The 18166-nt window shown below is 58.3% G+C and carries 18 protein-coding genes and 2 tRNA genes; 11 read left to right on the top strand and 9 right to left on the bottom strand.

Annotation, left to right across the window (positions count from 1 at the left end):
• The first annotated feature begins 44 nt into the window (after window positions 1–44).
• Window positions 45–350 carry a YkgJ family cysteine cluster protein gene (locus ACM6JQ_RS08675; RefSeq protein WP_007912865.1) on the top strand — a complete coding sequence of 102 codons (306 nt, stop codon included), beginning with the start codon at window positions 45–47 and terminating at the stop codon, window positions 348–350.
• 95 nt (window positions 351–445) lie between these two features.
• On the opposite strand, the gene ACM6JQ_RS08670 is transcribed toward ACM6JQ_RS08675, so the two are convergent.
• The 6 genes from ACM6JQ_RS08670 to hemA all read right to left on the bottom strand — a co-directional run bounded on the left by ACM6JQ_RS08670 (window position 446) and on the right by hemA (window position 5806).
• Complete coding sequence (locus ACM6JQ_RS08670; protein WP_414893571.1) at window positions 446–964, bottom strand: acyloxyacyl hydrolase; 519 nt, start codon at window positions 962–964, stop codon at window positions 446–448.
• A 112-nt stretch (window positions 965–1076) separates the two neighbouring features.
• Window positions 1077–1868, bottom strand: coding sequence for a glutamate racemase (murI, locus tag ACM6JQ_RS08665; protein ID WP_095114378.1), 792 nt, complete (start codon window positions 1866–1868; stop codon window positions 1077–1079).
• Window positions 1861–2616: a molybdopterin-synthase adenylyltransferase MoeB gene (locus tag ACM6JQ_RS08660; protein WP_007912884.1), complete on the bottom strand. Its 756-nt coding sequence runs from the start codon at window positions 2614–2616 to the stop codon at window positions 1861–1863. Before ACM6JQ_RS08660 ends, murI begins: the two co-directional genes overlap by 8 nt.
• Window positions 2610–3440, bottom strand: a complete 831-nt coding sequence (prmC, locus tag ACM6JQ_RS08655; protein ID WP_007912886.1) for a peptide chain release factor N(5)-glutamine methyltransferase — start codon at window positions 3438–3440, stop codon at window positions 2610–2612. The genes ACM6JQ_RS08660 and prmC overlap by 7 nt, the downstream gene beginning before the upstream one ends.
• Window positions 3441–4523, bottom strand: coding sequence for a peptide chain release factor 1 (prfA, locus tag ACM6JQ_RS08650; RefSeq protein ID WP_095114376.1), 1083 nt, complete (start codon window positions 4521–4523; stop codon window positions 3441–3443).
• Window positions 4520–5806 (bottom strand): glutamyl-tRNA reductase, encoded by a 1287-nt coding sequence (gene hemA / locus ACM6JQ_RS08645; protein WP_007912890.1) that lies wholly within the window; start codon window positions 5804–5806, stop codon window positions 4520–4522. Before hemA ends, prfA begins: the two co-directional genes overlap by 4 nt.
• A 182-nt stretch (window positions 5807–5988) precedes the next feature.
• Here hemA and ACM6JQ_RS08640 point away from each other — a divergent pair, with 182 nt between their 5' ends.
• The 8 genes from ACM6JQ_RS08640 to ychF all read left to right on the top strand — a co-directional run bounded on the left by ACM6JQ_RS08640 (window position 5989) and on the right by ychF (window position 12910).
• Complete coding sequence (locus ACM6JQ_RS08640) at window positions 5989–7713, top strand: tetratricopeptide repeat protein (RefSeq protein WP_007912892.1); 1725 nt, start codon at window positions 5989–5991, stop codon at window positions 7711–7713.
• Between the two features lie 3 nt (window positions 7714–7716).
• The gene (lolB, locus tag ACM6JQ_RS08635) at window positions 7717–8334 is read left to right on the top strand and encodes a lipoprotein insertase outer membrane protein LolB (RefSeq protein WP_007912895.1); all 618 of its coding nucleotides are present in this window, start codon (window positions 7717–7719) and stop codon (window positions 8332–8334) included.
• A 3-nt stretch (window positions 8335–8337) separates the two neighbouring features.
• Window positions 8338–9189: a 4-(cytidine 5'-diphospho)-2-C-methyl-D-erythritol kinase gene (gene ispE, locus ACM6JQ_RS08630; protein WP_414893569.1), complete on the top strand. Its 852-nt coding sequence runs from the start codon at window positions 8338–8340 to the stop codon at window positions 9187–9189.
• 36 nt (window positions 9190–9225) lie between these two features.
• Window positions 9226–9300 (top strand) — tRNA-Gln (locus ACM6JQ_RS08625).
• Window positions 9301–9345: 45 nt separating this feature from the next.
• Entirely contained in the window at window positions 9346–10287 is a 942-nt protein-coding gene (locus tag ACM6JQ_RS08620) for a ribose-phosphate pyrophosphokinase (protein WP_003171603.1), read from the top strand.
• A 141-nt stretch (window positions 10288–10428) separates the two neighbouring features.
• A complete protein-coding gene (locus ACM6JQ_RS08615) occupies window positions 10429–11031 on the top strand; it encodes a 50S ribosomal protein L25/general stress protein Ctc (protein WP_007912900.1) in 603 nt (200 codons plus the stop codon).
• 171 nt (window positions 11032–11202) lie between these two features.
• Window positions 11203–11787: an aminoacyl-tRNA hydrolase gene (pth, locus tag ACM6JQ_RS08610; protein WP_007912902.1), complete on the top strand. Its 585-nt coding sequence runs from the start codon at window positions 11203–11205 to the stop codon at window positions 11785–11787.
• 22 nt (window positions 11788–11809) lie between these two features.
• Complete coding sequence (gene ychF / locus ACM6JQ_RS08605) at window positions 11810–12910, top strand: redox-regulated ATPase YchF (protein ID WP_007912904.1); 1101 nt, start codon at window positions 11810–11812, stop codon at window positions 12908–12910.
• A gap of 185 nt (window positions 12911–13095) precedes the next feature.
• Here the strand turns inward: ychF and ACM6JQ_RS08600 are convergent, their stop codons facing one another.
• The gene (locus ACM6JQ_RS08600; protein WP_414893568.1) at window positions 13096–14313 is read right to left on the bottom strand and encodes an MFS transporter; all 1218 of its coding nucleotides are present in this window, start codon (window positions 14311–14313) and stop codon (window positions 13096–13098) included.
• A 425-nt stretch (window positions 14314–14738) separates the two neighbouring features.
• On the opposite strand from ACM6JQ_RS08600, the gene ACM6JQ_RS08595 reads away from it, so the two are divergent.
• The gene (locus ACM6JQ_RS08595; RefSeq protein WP_414893567.1) at window positions 14739–16796 is read left to right on the top strand and encodes a methyl-accepting chemotaxis protein; all 2058 of its coding nucleotides are present in this window, start codon (window positions 14739–14741) and stop codon (window positions 16794–16796) included.
• 115 nt (window positions 16797–16911) lie between these two features.
• Window positions 16912–16988 (top strand) — tRNA-Met (locus ACM6JQ_RS08590).
• A 333-nt stretch (window positions 16989–17321) separates the two neighbouring features.
• Here ACM6JQ_RS08590 and ACM6JQ_RS08585 read toward each other — a convergent pair.
• Both ACM6JQ_RS08585 and ACM6JQ_RS08580 read right to left on the bottom strand, forming a co-directional pair.
• Window positions 17322–17546: a SymE family type I addiction module toxin gene (locus ACM6JQ_RS08585; protein WP_150776205.1), complete on the bottom strand. Its 225-nt coding sequence runs from the start codon at window positions 17544–17546 to the stop codon at window positions 17322–17324.
• A gap of 92 nt (window positions 17547–17638) precedes the next feature.
• Complete coding sequence (locus ACM6JQ_RS08580) at window positions 17639–18109, bottom strand: helix-turn-helix domain-containing protein (protein ID WP_414893566.1); 471 nt, start codon at window positions 18107–18109, stop codon at window positions 17639–17641.
• Window positions 18110–18166: the final 57 nt, after the last annotated feature.

Here is an 18166-nt window from a genome sequence, read left to right as displayed (position 1 = left end):
AGACCTTTCACACGCATGCCGGCCACTGCCTTACACTGCCGGCCATGAAGACCATTCCCCACCAACAAATCACGGAACCGGCGGTCACTTGTTCGACCTGCGCGGCGTGCTGTTGCCAGCTCGAAGTGATGCTGATCACCGACACTGGCGTGCCTGATCGCTTTATCGATACCGATGAGTGGGGCGGCGAAGTGATGCTGCGTCTGGACGACGGCTGGTGCGCGGCGCTGGATCGCGACAGCATGATGTGCACGATCTATGAGAAACGCCCGTTGATCTGCCGCGAATTCGAGATGGGCGCGCCCGAGTGCATTGAAGAGCGCAAAGGCATCACCACGGCTTACCGGTGATCCCAAAAACAAAAGATCGCAGCCTTCGACAGCTCCTACATGGGAATGTGTTTCACCTGTAGGAGCTGCCGAAGGCTGCGATCTTTTGATCGTGCTTACAACGGCATCGTGTAATGCAGCGAGTAACTTTCTACGCCGTCGTTGTCACTGGCCAGGCCAGCGTTGGAATAGTGCGTCGCACGAATCCCGACTTCATGCCCGCCATTGAAACGCAGACCAAAACCGAAGCGGTCTTCAAACTGGAAAGAACCGCCGAGGTTGTTGGATTCGTACTTGGTATTGGAGAACGCCGCGACGCCGATCCCCGCTTCCACATACGGTTTGACCGATTGACCGGCGAACTCGTAAACAAATACCGGCGAGAACGACAGGCTGTTGTTACTGGAAGTCTTGTCACCTTCCCAGTAGGTGTACGCCCCGCTCCAGTAACCGGTCAGGCGACCGACGTCACTTTGCAGCCAGCTCTTGTCCCAGTCGAAATTCATGCCCAGGCGGTACGTCATGGTCGAGTCGCTGGTGGCCCCCACCGCGAGCTCAACACCTGCCGCTTGCGCAGTAATACTTTGCCCCATCAGTGCGGCCGCAATCGCGGCCAAGCAGAATAGTCGCTTCACGTTGAAACTTCCTTTTCCGGAACGATCGTTTGGTTTTCTAGGTAACTCTTCGCTATAGAAGCTAGCGCCTACTCAGAAGTTCAGCTGAAGTTTTAGTTATTTCACAATTTTTTTACAAGCTGAAGTTTTGCACTTCGCCAGCACTTTGCCCCAGTAGCGGCAGGATGTTTTTGAAGTACGCAGGATCGGCGCTGGTCCAGAATCTGACCGGCTGGTTCGGGCCGCCAGCGAGCAAATCGCGCTCCGCCAAAAGCCGCTGAAGTTGCCGTGCTACAGCCGCGCCGGTATCGATCAGACTTATGTCAGCTGGGATCATCGACTTGAGCATCGGCTTGAGAAAGGGATAGTGGGTGCAGCCCAAAATGATCGTGTCGCAACCGCTGGCCAACAGTGGCTCGACATACCCTTGCAGCAACTGGCGCAACTCGGCGCTGTGCAGATCGCCGCTTTCAATCAGCTCGACCAGGCCGGGGCATGGCTGGGTAATCACGCGAACGTCGGTGGCAAAGCGATCAAGCAGCGCGGCGAACTTGGCGCTCTGCAACGTGCCAGTGGTGGCTAGCACGCCGACCACACCGCTGCGGGTCGCGGCAGCGGCAGGTTTGACCGCAGGCTCCATACCGACAATCGGCCAGTCGGGAAAATCACGTCGTAAATCGGCAACGCCTGCGACCGTCGCGGTATTGCAGGCCAGCACCAACGCCTTGGCGCCCTGCTCACGGAAAAACCCGGCCATCACGCTGCAGCGCTGACGGATGAATTCAGGGGTTTTCTCACCGTAGGGAATGTGCCCGCAATCGGCGACATAGAGCAGTGATTCATTGGGCAGCAAACGCTGGATTTCCGCCAGCACCGACAAGCCGCCGACGCCGGAGTCGAACACGCCGATCGGCGCTTCACGCATGGCGCGAACCACAGACACTGCAACCCGGATCGCGCTTGACGCGCAACTCACGGAAACGCGAACCAAGGGCATCGATCAGCAACAAGCGGCCCACCAGCGGCTCACCGAAACCGACCAGAACCTTCAAGGCCTCGAGCGCTTGCAGGCTGCCGACCAGACCCACCAAAGGCCCGACCACACCGGCCTCACTGCAAGTCAGTTCGGCTTCACTGCCATGCCCGTATAAACAGTGGTAGCACGGGCTCTCGGCGCGACGCGGGTCGAACACCGACAACTGCCCTTCCAGCCGAATCGCCGCGCCGCTGACCAACGGTTTACACGCGGCCACGCACGCCGCGTTGACTGCCTCGCGCGTGGAAAAATTATCGGAACAGTCGAGCACCAGATCCACCGCCGCCACGGCTGCGGCGAGAGAATCCTCATCCAGCGCCTGACGGTGAGCGATCAGTTGGATCTCAGGATTGATCGCACCCAGACGCTTGAGCGCCGAGTCGACCTTGCTCATGCCGACGCTGTCGGTGTCATGGATGATCTGGCGTTGCAGGTTGGTCAGATCGACCGTGTCGAAATCCGCCAGATGCAATTCACCGACACCCGCCGCTGCCAGATACAAGGCAACCGGTGCACCGAGACCGCCAAGGCCGACGATCAGCACGCGACTGTCCTTGAGCTTCAGTTGCCCGTCGATGTCGATGTGTTGCAGCAGAATCTGCCGGCTGTAGCGCAGCAATTCCTGATCATTCAGCACGGCAGGCGCCCTAGACTGATGCGTTGATGTCCGCCCAGATCGGTGCGGCTGTGGACTTCTTCGAAACCACGCGTCAGCAACAAATCGCGTACGGCTTCGGCTTGATCATAGCCGTGTTCGAGCATCAGCCAGCCACCTGCTTGCAGATGATCCGGGGCTTGCGCAACGATCAGACGCAGATCGTCCAGACCGTCTTCACCGGCCACCAGCGCACTCGCCGGCTCGAAGCGCACATCGCCTTCGACCAGATGCGGATCGGCCGCAGCGATGTACGGCGGGTTGCTGATGATCAACTGGAAACGCTGACCTTCCAGCGCGCTGAACCAATGGCTGCTCAGCACGGTGGCGTTGTTCAAATGCAGGCGCTGGCGATTGCGTTCGGCGAGAGCCACGGCTTCGAGTACGCGATCTACGGCGGTGACTTTCCATGCCGGGCGCTCGCTGGCCAGGGCCAATGCGATTGCGCCGCTGCCGGTGCCGAGGTCGAGCACTTTGGCCGGGGTCGCGGGCAGCAATTCCAGCGCCGCTTCCACTAGCAATTCAGTGTCCGGACGCGGGATCAGCGTGTGCGGCGCGACTTCAAGATCGAGTTTCCAGAAGCCCTGCTGCCCGAGAATATAAGCCACCGGTTCACCGCTACGGCGGCGTTGCAGGTATTCAGCAAAGGTTAGCGCCGCTTCACTGGGTACGATGCGTTCGGGCCAGGTGTGCAGAAAGCTGCGTGATTTGCCCAGTGCCGCCGCGAGAAGCAACTCGGCGTCCAGACGCGCGGTGGGCGAGTCCGGCAATTCGGCAGCGCGCAACAGGCTGGCAATGATGGTCATTTATTCACCTATCGCAGCGAGTTGGTCAGCCTGATATTCGGCCAACAACGGCTCGATCACCGCTTCAACGCCACCGGCGAGGATTTCATCCAGCGAGTACAGGGTCAGGTTGACGCGATGGTCGGTAACCCGGCCCTGAGCAAAGTTGTAGGTGCGAATCCGCTCGGAACGGTCACCGGAACCCACCAGCAATTTACGCTCGCTGGCAATCGCATTGGCCGCCGCGGCGGTTTGCTGGTCGTTGAGTTTGGCCGACAGCCAAGCCATCGCCCGGGCACGGTTCTTGTGCTGGGAACGTTCTTCCTGACACTCGACGACGGTGCCGGTCGGTATGTGGGTGATGCGGATCGCCGAGTCGGTGGTGTTGACGTGCTGACCACCGGCCCCGGAGGAGCGGTAAGTGTCGACGCGCAAATCCGCCGGGTTGATCTCGATGGCTTCGCGCTCGTCCGGCTCGGGCAACACCGCCACGGTGCAGGCCGAGGTGTGGATACGGCCCTGGGATTCGGTGGCGGGTACACGCTGTACGCGGTGCGCGCCGGATTCGAATTTCAGCTTGCCGTAAACGTTGTCGCCTTCAATGCGCGCGATGACTTCTTTATAACCGCCGTGTTCGCCTTCGTTTGCCGAAAGGATCTCGACACGCCAGCCACGCCGTTCGGCGTAACGCGAGTACATGCGGAACAGGTCGCCGGAGAAGATCGCCGCCTCGTCGCCACCGGTGCCGGCGCGAATTTCGAGATAGACGTTGCGGCCGTCATTCGGATCCTTGGGCAGCAACATGCGTTGCAGATCGCCTTCCAGGGTAATCAGCAATTCCTTGGCTTCACGGACTTCTTCCACGGCCATTTCACGCATGTCCGGGTCGCTGTCCTTGAGCAGCGCCTGGGCGCCTTCAAGATCGCTTTGTACGCTGAGCAGCTTTTTATAGGTTTGCACGACCGGCTCGAGTTCGGCGTATTCCTTGGAATAGGCGCGGAATTTGGTCTGATCGGCAATGACTTCGCCGTCGCCGAGCAGCGCGGTCAGTTCCTCGAAACGGTCCTGGAGGATGTCCAGCTTATTGAGCAGTGACGCTTTCATTGCGATTTTTTATCCGAAAAGCTATCCGGTGAGCCCTCAAGGGCAAAGAGTTCCTGGGCCATGGCCAGCGCATCGAGGCGGCCTTCGGCAGAAAGCTTTTTCAATTGCACGCTGGGCGCGTGCAACAGTTTATTGGTCAGGCCACGGGCCAATTGTCCGAGCACGTCTTCAGCGTTGCCGCCGTTGGCCAGCAGACGCAGGGCTTTTTGCAGCTCTTCGTCGCGCAGGCGTTCGCTCTGTTGACGATAAGCCTTGAGCACATCGACCGCCGCCAGTTCGCGCAGGCGCACCATGAAATCATCGGCGCCGACCGAAACCATCTCTTCCGCGGCCTGGGCTGCGCCCTGACGACTCTTGAGGTTCTCGGCGACCACTTCGTGGAGATCGTCGACGCTGTAGAGGTAAACGTCGTCCAACTCGCCGACTTCCGGCTCGATATCCCGGGGAACGGCGATGTCGACCATGAAGATCGGCTTGTGCTTGCGCAGCTTCAGCGCGCTTTCCACCGCGCCCTTGCCGAGAATCGGCAACTGACTGGCGGTCGAACTGATCACGATATCGCTGCGCACCAGTTCTGCCGGGATGTCCGAGAGCAACACCGCGTGAGCGCCGAACTGTTCAGCCAACAGACTGGCGCGTTCCAGCGTGCGGTTGGCGACGACGATGCGCTTGACCCCCAGCTCGTGCAAATGGCGGGCGACCAAAGTAATGGTCTCGCCGGCGCCGATCAGCAAAGCCTGACTACGCTGCAAATCGCTGAAAATCTGTTTCGCCAGGCTGACCGCGGCAAATGCCACGGACACCGGGTTTTCACCGATCGCCGTGTCGGTGCGCACCTGTTTGGCGGCATTGAACGTGGCTTGAAACAGTCGTCCCAGCAGCGGACCAATGGTGCCGGCCTCGCGGGCCACGGCGTAGGCCGATTTCATCTGGCCGAGAATTTGCGGTTCGCCGAGCACCAGCGAGTCGAGCCCGGAGGCGACGCGCATCATGTGACGAACTGCCGCATCATCTTCATGCACATAAGCACTCGCGCGCAGCTCATCAAGGCTTAAATGGTGATAGTCGGCCAGCCAGCGCAGCACGATATCGGCAGAAAGCTGATCCTGTTCTATATAAAGCTCACTGCGATTGCAGGTCGAGAGGATCGCAGCTTCGCGGCTGTCGGTCAGTCGGCAGAGCTGCTGCAAGGCTTCCACCAGCTGCTCAGGGGTAAAGGCCACGCGCTCGCGGACGTCTACTGAAGCAGTCTTGTGGTTGATACCGAGTGCAAGGAAGGCCATTCAAGGTCGCTGATGGTGACGTGAAGCCGGCAATTGTCCACCTTCGAAAGATTCAGAACAACTACCGCTGACTATTGTCCCAATCGTCAGCCCCTATAATGGGCACAATTGAGTCTCGGTTATGTTTGGCCGAAGGCTTGTGTCATGATGATCCGACCGCAGGTTAGTCGTCCTCTTCCTATATGAATAGATCTTCCGCGTTGCTCCTCGCTTTTGTCTTCCTCAGCGGCTGCCAGGCCTTGGCTCCCGTTTCGCCGGACGGTACGCCGTCGGTTGAAGACACCACGCCCGCGCCTGAAAAGCCCAAGGTTTACAGCTCGTTCAGCGAGGAAACCGTTTTCAGCCTGTTGAGCGCCGAACTCGCCGGCCAGCGCAATCGTTTCGACATTGCCCTGGACAACTACGTGACCCAGGCCATCAACACCCAGGATCCGGGCGTCTCCGAGCGCGCATTCCGTATCGCCGAATATCTCGGCGCCGATCAACCGGCCCTCGATACCGCGCTGATCTGGGCGAAAAACGCCCCGGACGACCTCGAAGCGCAACGCGCCGCTGCCGTGCAACTGGCGCGCGCCGGGCGTTACGACGACTCGATGGTCTATATGGAGAAAGTCCTGCAGGGCAAGGGCGATACCCATTTCGACTTCCTCGCGCTGTCGGCAGCGGATACCGATCAGGAAACCCGCAACGGCCTGATGAAAAGTTTTGACCGTTTGTTGCAGCGTCATCCGAACAACAGCCAGCTGATTTTCGGCAAGGCCCTGTTGCTGCAACAGGATGGCGACAACAAAGCCGCACTGGCATTGCTCGAAGACCATCCGCCGGAAGAAGGCGAGATTGCGCCGATTCTGCTGCGCGCACGTCTGCTGCAATTGCTCAACCGTGGCGACGAAGCCCTGCCTCTGCTGCAAAAAAGCATCAAGAAGTACCCGGACGACAAACGCTTGCGCCTGACTTACGCACGCATGCTGGTTGAACAGGACCGGATGGACGACGCCAAGGCCGAGTTTTCCAGCCTTGTTCAGCAATATCCTGAAGACGACGAACTGCGTTATTCGCTGGCACTTGTATGCCTGGAAGCCAAGGCCTGGGATGAGGCCAAGGGTTACCTGGAAGACTTGATCGCCCGGGAAAGCCATGTCGATTCGGCGCACCTGAACCTCGGTCGCATCGCCGAAGAACGCAACGACCCGCAAGGCGCGCTCATCGAGTACGCCCAGGTCGGCCCGGGCAACGATTATCTGCCGGCGCAATTGCGTCAGGCCGATATCCTGATGAACAACGGCAAAACCGCTGAAGCGCAAAGCAAACTCGCCGCTCAGCGCGACGAACAACCGGACTACGCGATTCAGTTGTACCTGATCGAATCGGAAACCCTGTCGGCCAATAAACAGGACGACAAGGCCTGGAAAGTCTTGCAGCAAGCCTTGCTGCAATACCCGGACGATCTGAATCTGCTCTACACCCGGGCCATGCTCGCGGAAAAACGCAATGATCTGGCACAGATGGAAAAAGACCTGCGCCTGATCATCAAGCGTGATCCGGACAACGCCATGGCCCTTAACGCGCTGGGCTATACCCTGTCCGACCGCACCACTCGCTACGCTGAAGCCAAAGCGCTGATCGAGCAGGCACACCAGATCAATCCGGAAGACCCGGCCGTACTCGACAGCCTCGGCTGGGTGAATTACCGCCTGGGCAACCTGGATGACGCCGAGAAATATCTGCGTCAGGCGCTGGAGCGTTTCCCTGATCACGAAGTCGCCGCACACCTGGGCGAAGTGTTGTGGACCAAGGGCAACCAGCGTGAAGCCAAACAAATCTGGGGCAAATTCCTCAAGGATCAGCCCGACAGCACCATTCTGCGCAGCACCATCAAGCGCCTGACCGGATCCGAGACTCTTTAACTCATGTTTTTGCGCCACGTTATTGTTTTCAGCTTCATCGCCCTGCTCGCTGGCTGCTCGGGTTTTGGCACTCGCGAATCGGTCGAGGGCCACGGCAGTCCGGCTCAATGGGCCGCGAACAAACAACAACTGACCGGCCTCGATGGCTGGCAGATCGATGGCAAGATCGGCATCCGCGCACCGAAAGATTCCGGTAGCGGCACGCTGTTCTGGCTGCAACGTCAGGACTATTACGACATCCGTCTGTCCGGCCCGCTGGGTCGTGGCGCCGCGCGCCTGACCGGGCGGCCGGGCAAAGTATCGCTGGAAGTCGCCAATCAGGGTCGCTACGACTCCGAGTCGCCGGAAGCGCTGCTCGAAGAACAGCTCGGCTGGAAACTGCCGGTGTCGAATCTGGCCTGGTGGGTGCGTGGCCTGCCGGCGCCGAACAGCAAAAGCCGCCTGAACCTGGATGCGGACAGTCGTCTGGCCAACCTGGAACAGGATGGCTGGAAAGTCGAATACACCGCCTACACCGAACAAAACGGTTACTGGTTGCCCGAGCGCATCAAGCTGCACGGCACCGACCTCGACGTCACGCTGGTGATCAAGACCTGGCAACCGCGCAAGTTGGGGCAATAACGCATGACCGCTGCACGCCTGACCCTGCCCTCGCCGGCCAAACTCAACCTGATGCTGCACATTCTCGGTCGTCGTGAAGACGGTTATCACGAGTTGCAGACTTTGTTTCAGTTTGTCGATTACGGCGATGAAATCACTTTTGCCGTGCGTGATGACGGCGTGATTCAACTGCACACCGAATTCGTCGGCGTGCCGCATGACAGCAACCTGATCGTGCGCGCGGCAAAAATGCTGCAGCAACAGTCCGGCTGTTCACTCGGCATCGATATCTGGATCGATAAAGTCCTGCCTATGGGTGGCGGCATTGGTGGTGGCAGCTCGAACGCGGCGACCACTTTGCTCGGTCTGAATCATTTGTGGCAGCTGGGTTGGGACGAAAATCGCCTGGCTACTCTGGGCCTGACGCTTGGCGCTGACGTGCCGGTTTTCGTCCGTGGCCATGCGGCGTTTGCCGAGGGCGTGGGCGAGAAACTCACCCCGGTGGATCCCGAAGAACCGTGGTATCTGGTGCTCGTGCCGCAAGTCTCTGTTAGTACGGCAGAAATTTTTTCCGATCCTTTGTTGACACGTAACACGCCGCCCATTAAAGTGCGCCCCGTTCCCGAGGGAAACAGTCGAAATGACTGCTTGCCGGTGGTTGCAAGGCGTTATCCAGAAGTACGTAACGCATTGGATTTGTTAGGTAAATTTACCGAAGCAAAACTCACCGGAACTGGAAGTTGTGTGTTTGGGGGCTTCCCAAGCAAAGCTGAAGCTGATAAAGTCTCGGCCCTTCTGACAGAGACCCTTACAGGGTTTGTAGCCAAAGGCAGCAACGTTTCGATGTTGCACCGCAAACTGCAAAGTCTGCTCTAAAGGAACCAGGTGCTCGGCACTTGATGCAACAGATACAGGGGCGTCGCCAAGCGGTAAGGCAGCAGGTTTTGATCCTGCCATGCGTTGGTTCGAATCCAGCCGCCCCTGCCATTTTCTATACTCATCCAGGTTACCCTCAGCCTCTAGGTACTGCGCGTGTCCAAGATGATGGTCTTTACGGGGAACGCTAACCCCGATCTGGCTCGGCGTGTTGTACGTCAGCTGCATATCCCTCTCGGTGACATCTCTGTCGGTAAGTTTTCCGACGGCGAAATTACAGCCGAGATCAATGAAAACGTTCGCGGTAAAGACGTTTTCATTATTCAGCCGACTTGCGCTCCGACCAACGATAACCTGATGGAACTGGTAGTGATGGCTGATGCCTTCCGCCGCTCCTCGGCTACTCGTATCACTGCTGTTATTCCTTATTTTGGTTATGCCCGTCAGGATCGCCGTCCGCGTTCCGCACGTGTAGCTATCAGCGCGAAAGTCGTTGCTGACATGCTTACCGTAGTCGGCATCGACCGTGTTCTCACGGTTGATCTGCATGCTGACCAGATTCAGGGCTTCTTCGATATTCCGGTAGATAACATCTACGGCTCCCCGGTTCTGGTGGATGACATTGAAGATCAGCGCTTCGAAAACCTGATGATCGTGTCCCCGGACATTGGTGGCGTCGTGCGTGCACGTGCTGTTGCCAAATCCCTGGGCGTGGATCTCGGGATCATCGACAAACGCCGTGAGAAAGCCAATCACTCTGAAGTGATGCATATCATCGGTGATGTCGAAGGGCGTACCTGTATTCTGGTCGATGACATGGTCGATACCGCCGGCACTCTGTGCCACGCGGCGAAGGCCCTGAAAGAGCATGGCGCAGCCAAGGTCTTTGCCTACTGCACACACCCTGTGCTGTCGGGTCGGGCCATCGAGAATATCGAAAATTCCGTGCTGGACGAGCTGGTGGTGACAAATACCATCCCGCTGTCCGCTGCAGCACAAGCCTGTGCACGTATCCGTCAACTGGATATCGCACCGGTTGTTGCCGAAGCGGTTCGCCGCATCAGCAATGAAGAATCGATCAGCGCGATGTTCCGTTAAGGGCCCTGCCCTTCTCGAAATGTCTCGTTGACGAAAAGCGCCCCGCCCCGGCATTCCTGCCGGGGCGGGGCTTTTTTGCCCATACCGTGTTCGGCGCTGGTCGCAAACGCCACTCGGTCATGGCTATTTTGGAGATACAAAATGAACGATTTTACTCTGAATGCTGAAGTGCGTTCCGACCTGGGGAAAGGTGCGAGCCGCCGCCTGCGTCGTCTCGCCGCTCTGGTTCCAGCTGTTGTTTACGGTGGCGAGAAAGCCCCTGAATCCATCAGCATGCTGGCCAAAGAAGTTGCCAAACTGCTCGAAAACGAAGCGGCTTACAGCCACATCATCGAGCTGAACGTTGGCGGCACCAAGCAGAACGTCATCATCAAAGCTCTGCAACGTCACCCAGCCAAAGGCCACGTGCTGCACGCTGACTTCGTACGCGTTGTCGCTGGCCAGAAACTGACCGCTATCGTTCCTGTGCACTTCATCAACGAAGCTGCTCCAGTGAAGAAAGGCGGCGAGATTTCGCACGTTGTTGCTGAAATCGAAGTGACCTGCCTGCCGAAAGATCTGCCTGAGTTCATCGAAGTCGACCTGGCTGACGCTGAAATCGGTTCGATCATTCACCTGTCGGACCTCAAAGCCCCTAAAGGCGTTGAGTTCGTTGCTCTGGCACACGGCGATGACAAGGCTGTTGCCAACGTCCACGCTCCACGTGTTGCTCCAGAAGCTACCGAAGAAGGCGCAGCAGAGTAATTCACTCTGTCATGCCTGAGTGAGCAAGGAACATCGCGGACTGGAACGTAGCGAGAAAGCGGGCGAGAACGCGGAGTTTACATCCATGGTAAATGAGCATTTTTCGTCCACTTTCGCCGCTTTTCCTGATCGCGGCGATGTTACTCACCACTCAAAGGAAGGGCCCCTATCGTGACTGCCATCAAACTGATCGTTGGCCTGGGAAATCCAGGCGCTGAATACGACCAGACCCGGCATAACGCAGGGGCCCTTTTTGTTGAGCGCATCGCTGACGCACAAGGTGTCAACCTTGTCGCCGATCGCAAATATTTCGGCCTGACCGGGCGCTATTCGCATCAGGGTCAGGATGTTCGTCTGCTGATTCCCACCACTTACATGAACCGCAGCGGCCAGGCCGTGGCGGCACTCGCCGGCTTCTTCCGCATCAAGCCTGAAGAAATCCTCGTGGCGCATGACGAACTCGACTTGCCTCCGGGCGTTGCCAAGCTCAAGCAGGGCGGCGGCCATGGCGGTCACAACGGGTTGCGCGACATCATTGCGCAACTGGGCAATCAGAATACGTTCTACCGCCTGCGGCTTGGCATCGGCCACCCGGGCGTCGCCAGTATGGTTTCAAATTTCGTCCTGGGTCGTGCGCCACGCGCCGAACAGGAAAAACTCGATGCCAGCATCGACTTTGCCCTCGGCGTGCTGCCGGATATCCTCGCCGGTGAATGGAACCGCGCGATGAAAAACCTGCACAGCCAGAAGGCCTGACTCTACTCCGAGGGGAAACACCATGGGATTCAATTGCGGCATCGTCGGCCTGCCTAACGTCGGCAAGTCCACCCTGTTCAACGCCCTGACCAAATCCGGTATCGCGGCCGAGAACTTCCCCTTCTGCACCATCGAGCCGAACAGCGGCATCGTGCCGATGCCGGATCCGCGTCTGGAAGCACTGGCGGCCATCGTCAATCCGAAGCGCATCCTGCCGACCACCATGGAATTCGTCGACATCGCAGGCCTTGTGGCCGGCGCCTCGAAAGGTGAAGGCCTGGGCAACAAGTTCCTCGCCAACATCCGTGAGACTGACGCGATCGCTCACGTCGTGCGCTGCTTCGAAGATGAAAACGTGATTCACGTTTCCAATAGCGTTGACCCGAAGCGCGACATCGAAATCATCGACCTGGAACTGATCTTCGCCGACCTCGACAGCTGCGAGAAGCAACTGCAGAAAGTCGCGCGTAACGCCAAGGGTGGTGACAAGGACGCTGTGGTTCAGAAGGCATTGCTTGAGCAACTGATCGCACACTTCACCGAAGCCAAGCCGGCGCGCAGCCTGATGAAGAACATGAGCGCTGACGAAAAAGCAGTGATCAAGGGCTTCCACCTGCTGACCACCAAGCCGGTCATGTACATCGCCAACGTCGCTGAAGACGGTTTCGAGAACAACCCGCACCTGGACGTGGTTCGCGCCATTGCCGAGGAAGAAGGCGCGATGGTCGTTCCGGTCTGCAACAAGATCGAAGCGGAAATCGCCGAGCTCGATGACGGCGAAGAGAAAGACATGTTCCTTGAGGCCCTGGGCCTGGAAGAACCTGGCCTGAACCGCGTGATCCGCGCCGGTTACGAAATGCTGCACCTGCAGACCTACTTCACCGCCGGTGTCGAAGAAGTCCGCGCCTGGACCGTCAAAGTCGGTGCCACCGCACCTCAGGCTGCCGGCGTGATCCACACCGACTTCGAGAAAGGCTTTATCCGCGCCGAAGTGATCGCCTACAACGACTTCATCCAGTACAAGGGCGAAGCCGGTACCAAAGAAGCCGGTAAATGGCGTCTGGAAGGCAAGGATTACATCGTCAAGGACGGCGACGTGATGCACTTCCGCTTCAACGTGTAAGCGTTACGCCCAAGAAAAAGCCGCGTTTGATACGCGGCTTTTTTGTGCCTGAAATATTTTCCGCCACACCACCAATCCCTTGTAGGAGTGAGCCTGCTCGCGATAGCGGAGTGTCAGTCAATTCAACCGTAACTGACACACCGCTATCGCGAGCAGGCTCACTCCTACAATGGGAAATGTGTGAATCAGGGCTTTTTGGTGCGCGGCAAGAAAATCGCCAACACGCCAAACAGCGGCAGGAACGAACACAGGAAATACACGTACTCGATCCCGTGAATGTCCGCCAAGTGCCCCAGCAACGCCGCACCAATCCCGCCGAAACCAAACATCAAACCGAAGAAGATTCCGGCAATCATCCCGACATTGCCCGGCACCAGTTCCTGCGCGTACACCACGATCGCCGAGAACGCCGAAGCCAGAATGAAGCCGATCACCACGCTGAGAACGCTGGTCCAGAACAGATCAACGTGAGGCATAAGCAGCGTAAACGGCGCCACACCGAGGATCGAAAACCAGATCACCGCCTTACGGCCGATCTTGTCGCCAATCGGCCCACCAAAGAACGTCCCCGCCGCTACCGCGCCAAGAAACAGGAACAGGTGCAACTGCGAACTGGCCACCGACAGGTCGAACTTCTCGATCAGGTAAAAGGTGAAATAGCTGGTCAGGCTGGCCATGTAGAAATACTTGGAGAACACCAGCAGCCCCAGCACCACCAACGCACTGGTCACCCTGCCCTTCGACAGCCCGTGAGTCGCTGCCTGACCCGCCTTGAGCTTGAACAGATTCAAGTGATGGGCGTACCAGCGACTGATGCGGTACAGCACGAACAGCGCAAACACCGCGAACAAACCGAACCACGCCACGTTGCCCTGACCGAACGGAATGATGATCGCCGCCGCCAGCAACGGACCGAACGCGGAACCGGCGTTACCGCCGACCTGGAAGGTCGATTGCGCCAGACCGAAGCGTCCGCCCGAAGCCAGCCGCGCAATCCGCGAGGCTTCGGGGTGGAACGTCGAGGAACCGATACCGATCAGCGCCGCCGCCAGCAGGATCATGGGGAAACTGCCAACCATCGACATCATCACAATGCCAATCAGCGTGCAGATGGAACCGGCCGGCAACAGCCACGGTTTCGGATGCCGATCGGTGTGATAACCGACCCACGGTTGCAGCAGCGATGCCGTCAGTTGAAAGGTCAAAGTGATCAGACCAACCTGAGTGAACGTCAGGCCATAGTTGGCCTTGAGCATCGGGTAGATCGACGGCAGCACCGACTGGATCAGGTCGTTGATCAAATGCGCCAGCGCCACCGCGCCGATGATACGCATCACCAATGGACTGCTTTGCGGAGCAGCGGGCGCCGAGGCAGCGGCGGTCTGAACGTTGCTGATAGCCATGGAAGTTTCCGGACAGCAGATGGGTGCACGCAGGCAGGTGCGTCAATGTGCCATTTTTCGGTGCGTCAGCGCCATCCCCTTAGCCAGCTAACTAACTGACCTGACCTGACCGAATCATGTAGGAGCTGCCGCAGGCTGCGATCTTTTGATCTTGCCGTTAAAACACAGATCAAAAGATCGCAGCCTTCGGCAGCTCCTACAAGGGATAGGTGATAGCGCAACGCCATGGTCTGAATCTTGCCTTGCTTCTCCCCTTGAACGCGGCGCCCTTACAAAGGGCACCGACAATGGGAAGTTTCGCTACAGAGCCGGCCTACAGAGCGGGCGAGAGTGAACTTTCGAGGCCTTTTAGCAGGGCACAACATCAACGTCGAGCGACCGCGATGCACGCCAATGGTGCGTGGTGTCCAGAGGAGTCATGGGGCATGCAGGCTTTCCTTTCACCGGGGATCAAATTGCTGGGGCGGTTTGGCTTCGCAGGTAAATTCCAGTTGTTGTTTCTGCTGTTCATTCTGCCGTTGGCCGGCAGCCTGTTGATGATCGGCCAGGACTATCGCGACAAGCTCAATCTGATTTCCGGCGAACGTGCCGGCGTGCGTCAGTTGCTCGCGCTGGATGCGCTGGACAACCTGCTCGCCGCGCAACGCGACCGCGCCGCCCGTTGGCGTGCGACGGAAACCAATCGTCAGCCGACGCCCGCTACTCTCGCCGCGATGGGCGCGTTCGACGCTGTGCAACCGGCCGTGCAGCAAGCAACCACGGACTTGGGCAACGCCCTGAAGAATGAAGGTGCTGAAGGCGAAACCCTCACGCGCTATCAGGCACTGCAAACCGCACTCAATGGTCTGGATTCGAAAAGCCTCAGCGGAGTCGGTTGGTGGCCGGACGGTTATGACCGTTTCACCAATGCCCTCAGCGCTCTGCAAGCGTTGCGCGAGCAGATCGTCATGGACAATCGCCTGACCCTCGCACCGTGGCTGGAAACCTACCTGCTGACGCAGATATCAACGCAACACGCGCCAGACCTGATCGAAAGGGTCGGACGCCTCGCCGCAGTCGGCCAGGCCTCGGTGGTCTCCGGTCAATTCACCCTGCAAAGCCGTTTGCAGTTGCGCGACTTGCGCAGCCGCATCGGTGATGCCCGCGAGCAACTGGTGAAAACCGCCACGCTACTTGAGGCACGCCTGCCGAATGATCAGCAGAGCTGGGCCAGCCAATACCACGACAGCCTGAAACGCCTTGATAGCGGCCTGAAGGTGCTGGATGACGGCGTGTTCGGCGGCAGCATCACGCTCAAACCGGAAGACTTCGAACGCAACCTTGATGCCCTGCTGACTGACCTCGCCGCTCTGCGCCAGCAGTCGCTGGTGTCGCTGGACCAACGACTCGATGCCTACCACAGCTCGGCGATCCGTCAGTTCATCATCGTCGCGGCCATTTTCGGCTGCCTGCTACTCGCGGCGCTGTATCTGTTTGTCTGCCTGCAAGCCTCGATCCGTCGCAGCGCCAGCGGCATCACCCTGCTCGCCGAAGCCCTGCGCGATGGCAACCTCAGTCTGCAAGTACCGGTGGAGGGCCGCGATGAGCTGGCAGCGATCAGCACCGCGCTCAACGTTGCCGTGGTGCAACTGCGCGCGAGCATGCTCGGTGTCGATCACGAAACCTCGCAGTTGAGCCATGCCGTGCGCAGCCTCAACGAACACTCCAGCGGCGCTCTCGGCGAAGTCGAGGCGCAACAGTTGCAGATCAGCCAGATCGCCGCTGCTGCCACGCAACTGGCCGCGACGTCGCAAGGCGTGGCGCAGAGTTGCGAGCAGGCCTCCGGCAGCGCCCAGCACACCCGACGCATCGCGGCCGACAGCAGCCGCGACAGCCAGCGCACCACGGCGAGTATTCAGCAGCTCAATCAGCGTTTGAACGAAACTGCAGCAGCACTGGGCCGGGTCAGTGAACAAGGTCAGCAGATTCAATTGGTCGTCGACACCATTCGCGGTGTTGCCGAACAGACCAATTTGCTTGCACTCAACGCCGCCATTGAAGCTGCGCGTGCCGGTGAACAGGGTCGTGGCTTCGCCGTGGTCGCCGACGAGGTGCGCAGCCTTTCGCAACGCACGCAGTCGTCCACCGCGCAGATCGCCGGCACGGTCGATAGCCTGCGCGCCACGGTCAACGAAGCCGTGACGCTGATGGAGGCCGCGTGCGGCCAGGCGCAAACCGATGCTGAGTCGGTCACTGGCCTCGGTGAACGTTTGGGCGAAATCGCCAGCGCGGTGCAGAGCGTCACTGATACGTTGGCGCAGATCGCCACAGCGGTTGAGGAACAGGCCAGCACCGCCGATGAAGTCAGCGGCAATATCCAGCAGGTTGATCAGGCGGCCGTACGGTTGCTGGCAGGCGCGCGGGCGGTGAACCTTGCGGCGGACACCCTGAGTCAGGGCAGCCATGCCTTGAGCGCCAATACGGCAAGATTTCAGCTGCGCTGATGCCCTGCCCGGCCCGGATTTTCCGGGCCGGAGGATAAGCGGTTGAAAATAAGAAGAAATATTTTAAATTTACGCTTGACGCTTTTCCATTTCAGGGGAATAATGCGCGCCACTTGGCTACATAGCTCAGTTGGTTAGAGCATAGCATTCATAATGCTGGGGTCCGGGGTTCAAGTCCCTGTGTAGCCACCAAGTACTAAAAACGGCTTACCGAAAGGTAGGCCGTTTTTTTATGCCTGCAATAATCCCCCCTCCGGTTCCCCACCTACAGAAGGCCTATCTTTAGCCCTTTCGATTGGATCAGTGCTTACAGTTTGCACTTCGCCTTTTTTCACATAAGCCAATATCAAATTCAAGATAATGCCTTCCTCACAACCAGGCTTTTAGCCAGATATTACAGGCCTCGCCCGCCATAAAATTCAAGATAATCAAAAGCGCTATTTGAGAAAGAACGCCGCTATCCCTTGAGGATTAGCGGCGTTTTTTCTATGCAAATAGCGTTGCGGCTTTACTCGGACGAATCATCTATTCCGCTGTAATCACCAGACACCCTTTCATCACACGCACTTTGACGTTCTCGTTCACCTCGAATCCCGCTTGCCTCAACCACAGTCCGCGAAGCCTGATCCAGGGCACCGGTTTGGCGGGGCTGTAGGTTTTTTCCTTGGTGTGAACCGGGTAAAAATCAGCGGCGATTTTCAACCTGCGTTCAGTGATGGGGGTTGATGACGTATGATTGGTGTTAGCCATGATTAGCTCCTGTTATTAGCTCCTGTTTAGCTGCTTGTGGTTAGCGGGGCCAGGGTGTTCGCGCACCTTGGTTCCGCGTTCTTTGGGTTACTTCAAATTTCTTTTTCTTCGTCGCTCGCTTTGGTCGCTGCCTGTGCGATCAGTGCGTCGAGCATCTGCGCAATAACCTTCTGCTGGACCTTCGAAAGCTCATTGATGGACTGCAGCCGTCGATACCACGTCGAGGTCAAGCTGCGTCTGGGCGTCTCCGTGTACGAGGGAACCCCGAGCAGATCTTCAACAGGCACGCGAAGCGCAAACGCCATCTTCACCAGTGTCGTGACCGGCATGCTGCGGGTGCCCTCCTCATAGCCCTGAAAGGTTTGCCGGGAAAGACCTAAAGCCCGTGCAAACCGAGTCTGTGTGATCTCGTGCACTGTGCGTAAGTGCGCAATGCGACTGCCCATCGCCACCAGAAAATCGCGATCCTCATTGGAAATACTCATGACAATGGCCGACTGAAAATAGAGTTGATTGGCAACGGACTCATCCTTTTCATCTGAAATCCATCCTGGAAAAAACAACAGAAAATATCCTCAGCCAGCGGTGCGTAAGTTGTCGACCTGAAAAATCTGTAGGAG

It is taken from the genome of Pseudomonas sp. IT-232MI5 (assembly GCF_949767845.1).
Taxonomy (GTDB): Bacteria; Pseudomonadota; Gammaproteobacteria; order Pseudomonadales; family Pseudomonadaceae; genus Aquipseudomonas.
This window is presented reverse-complemented; position numbering and strand designations above follow the sequence as displayed.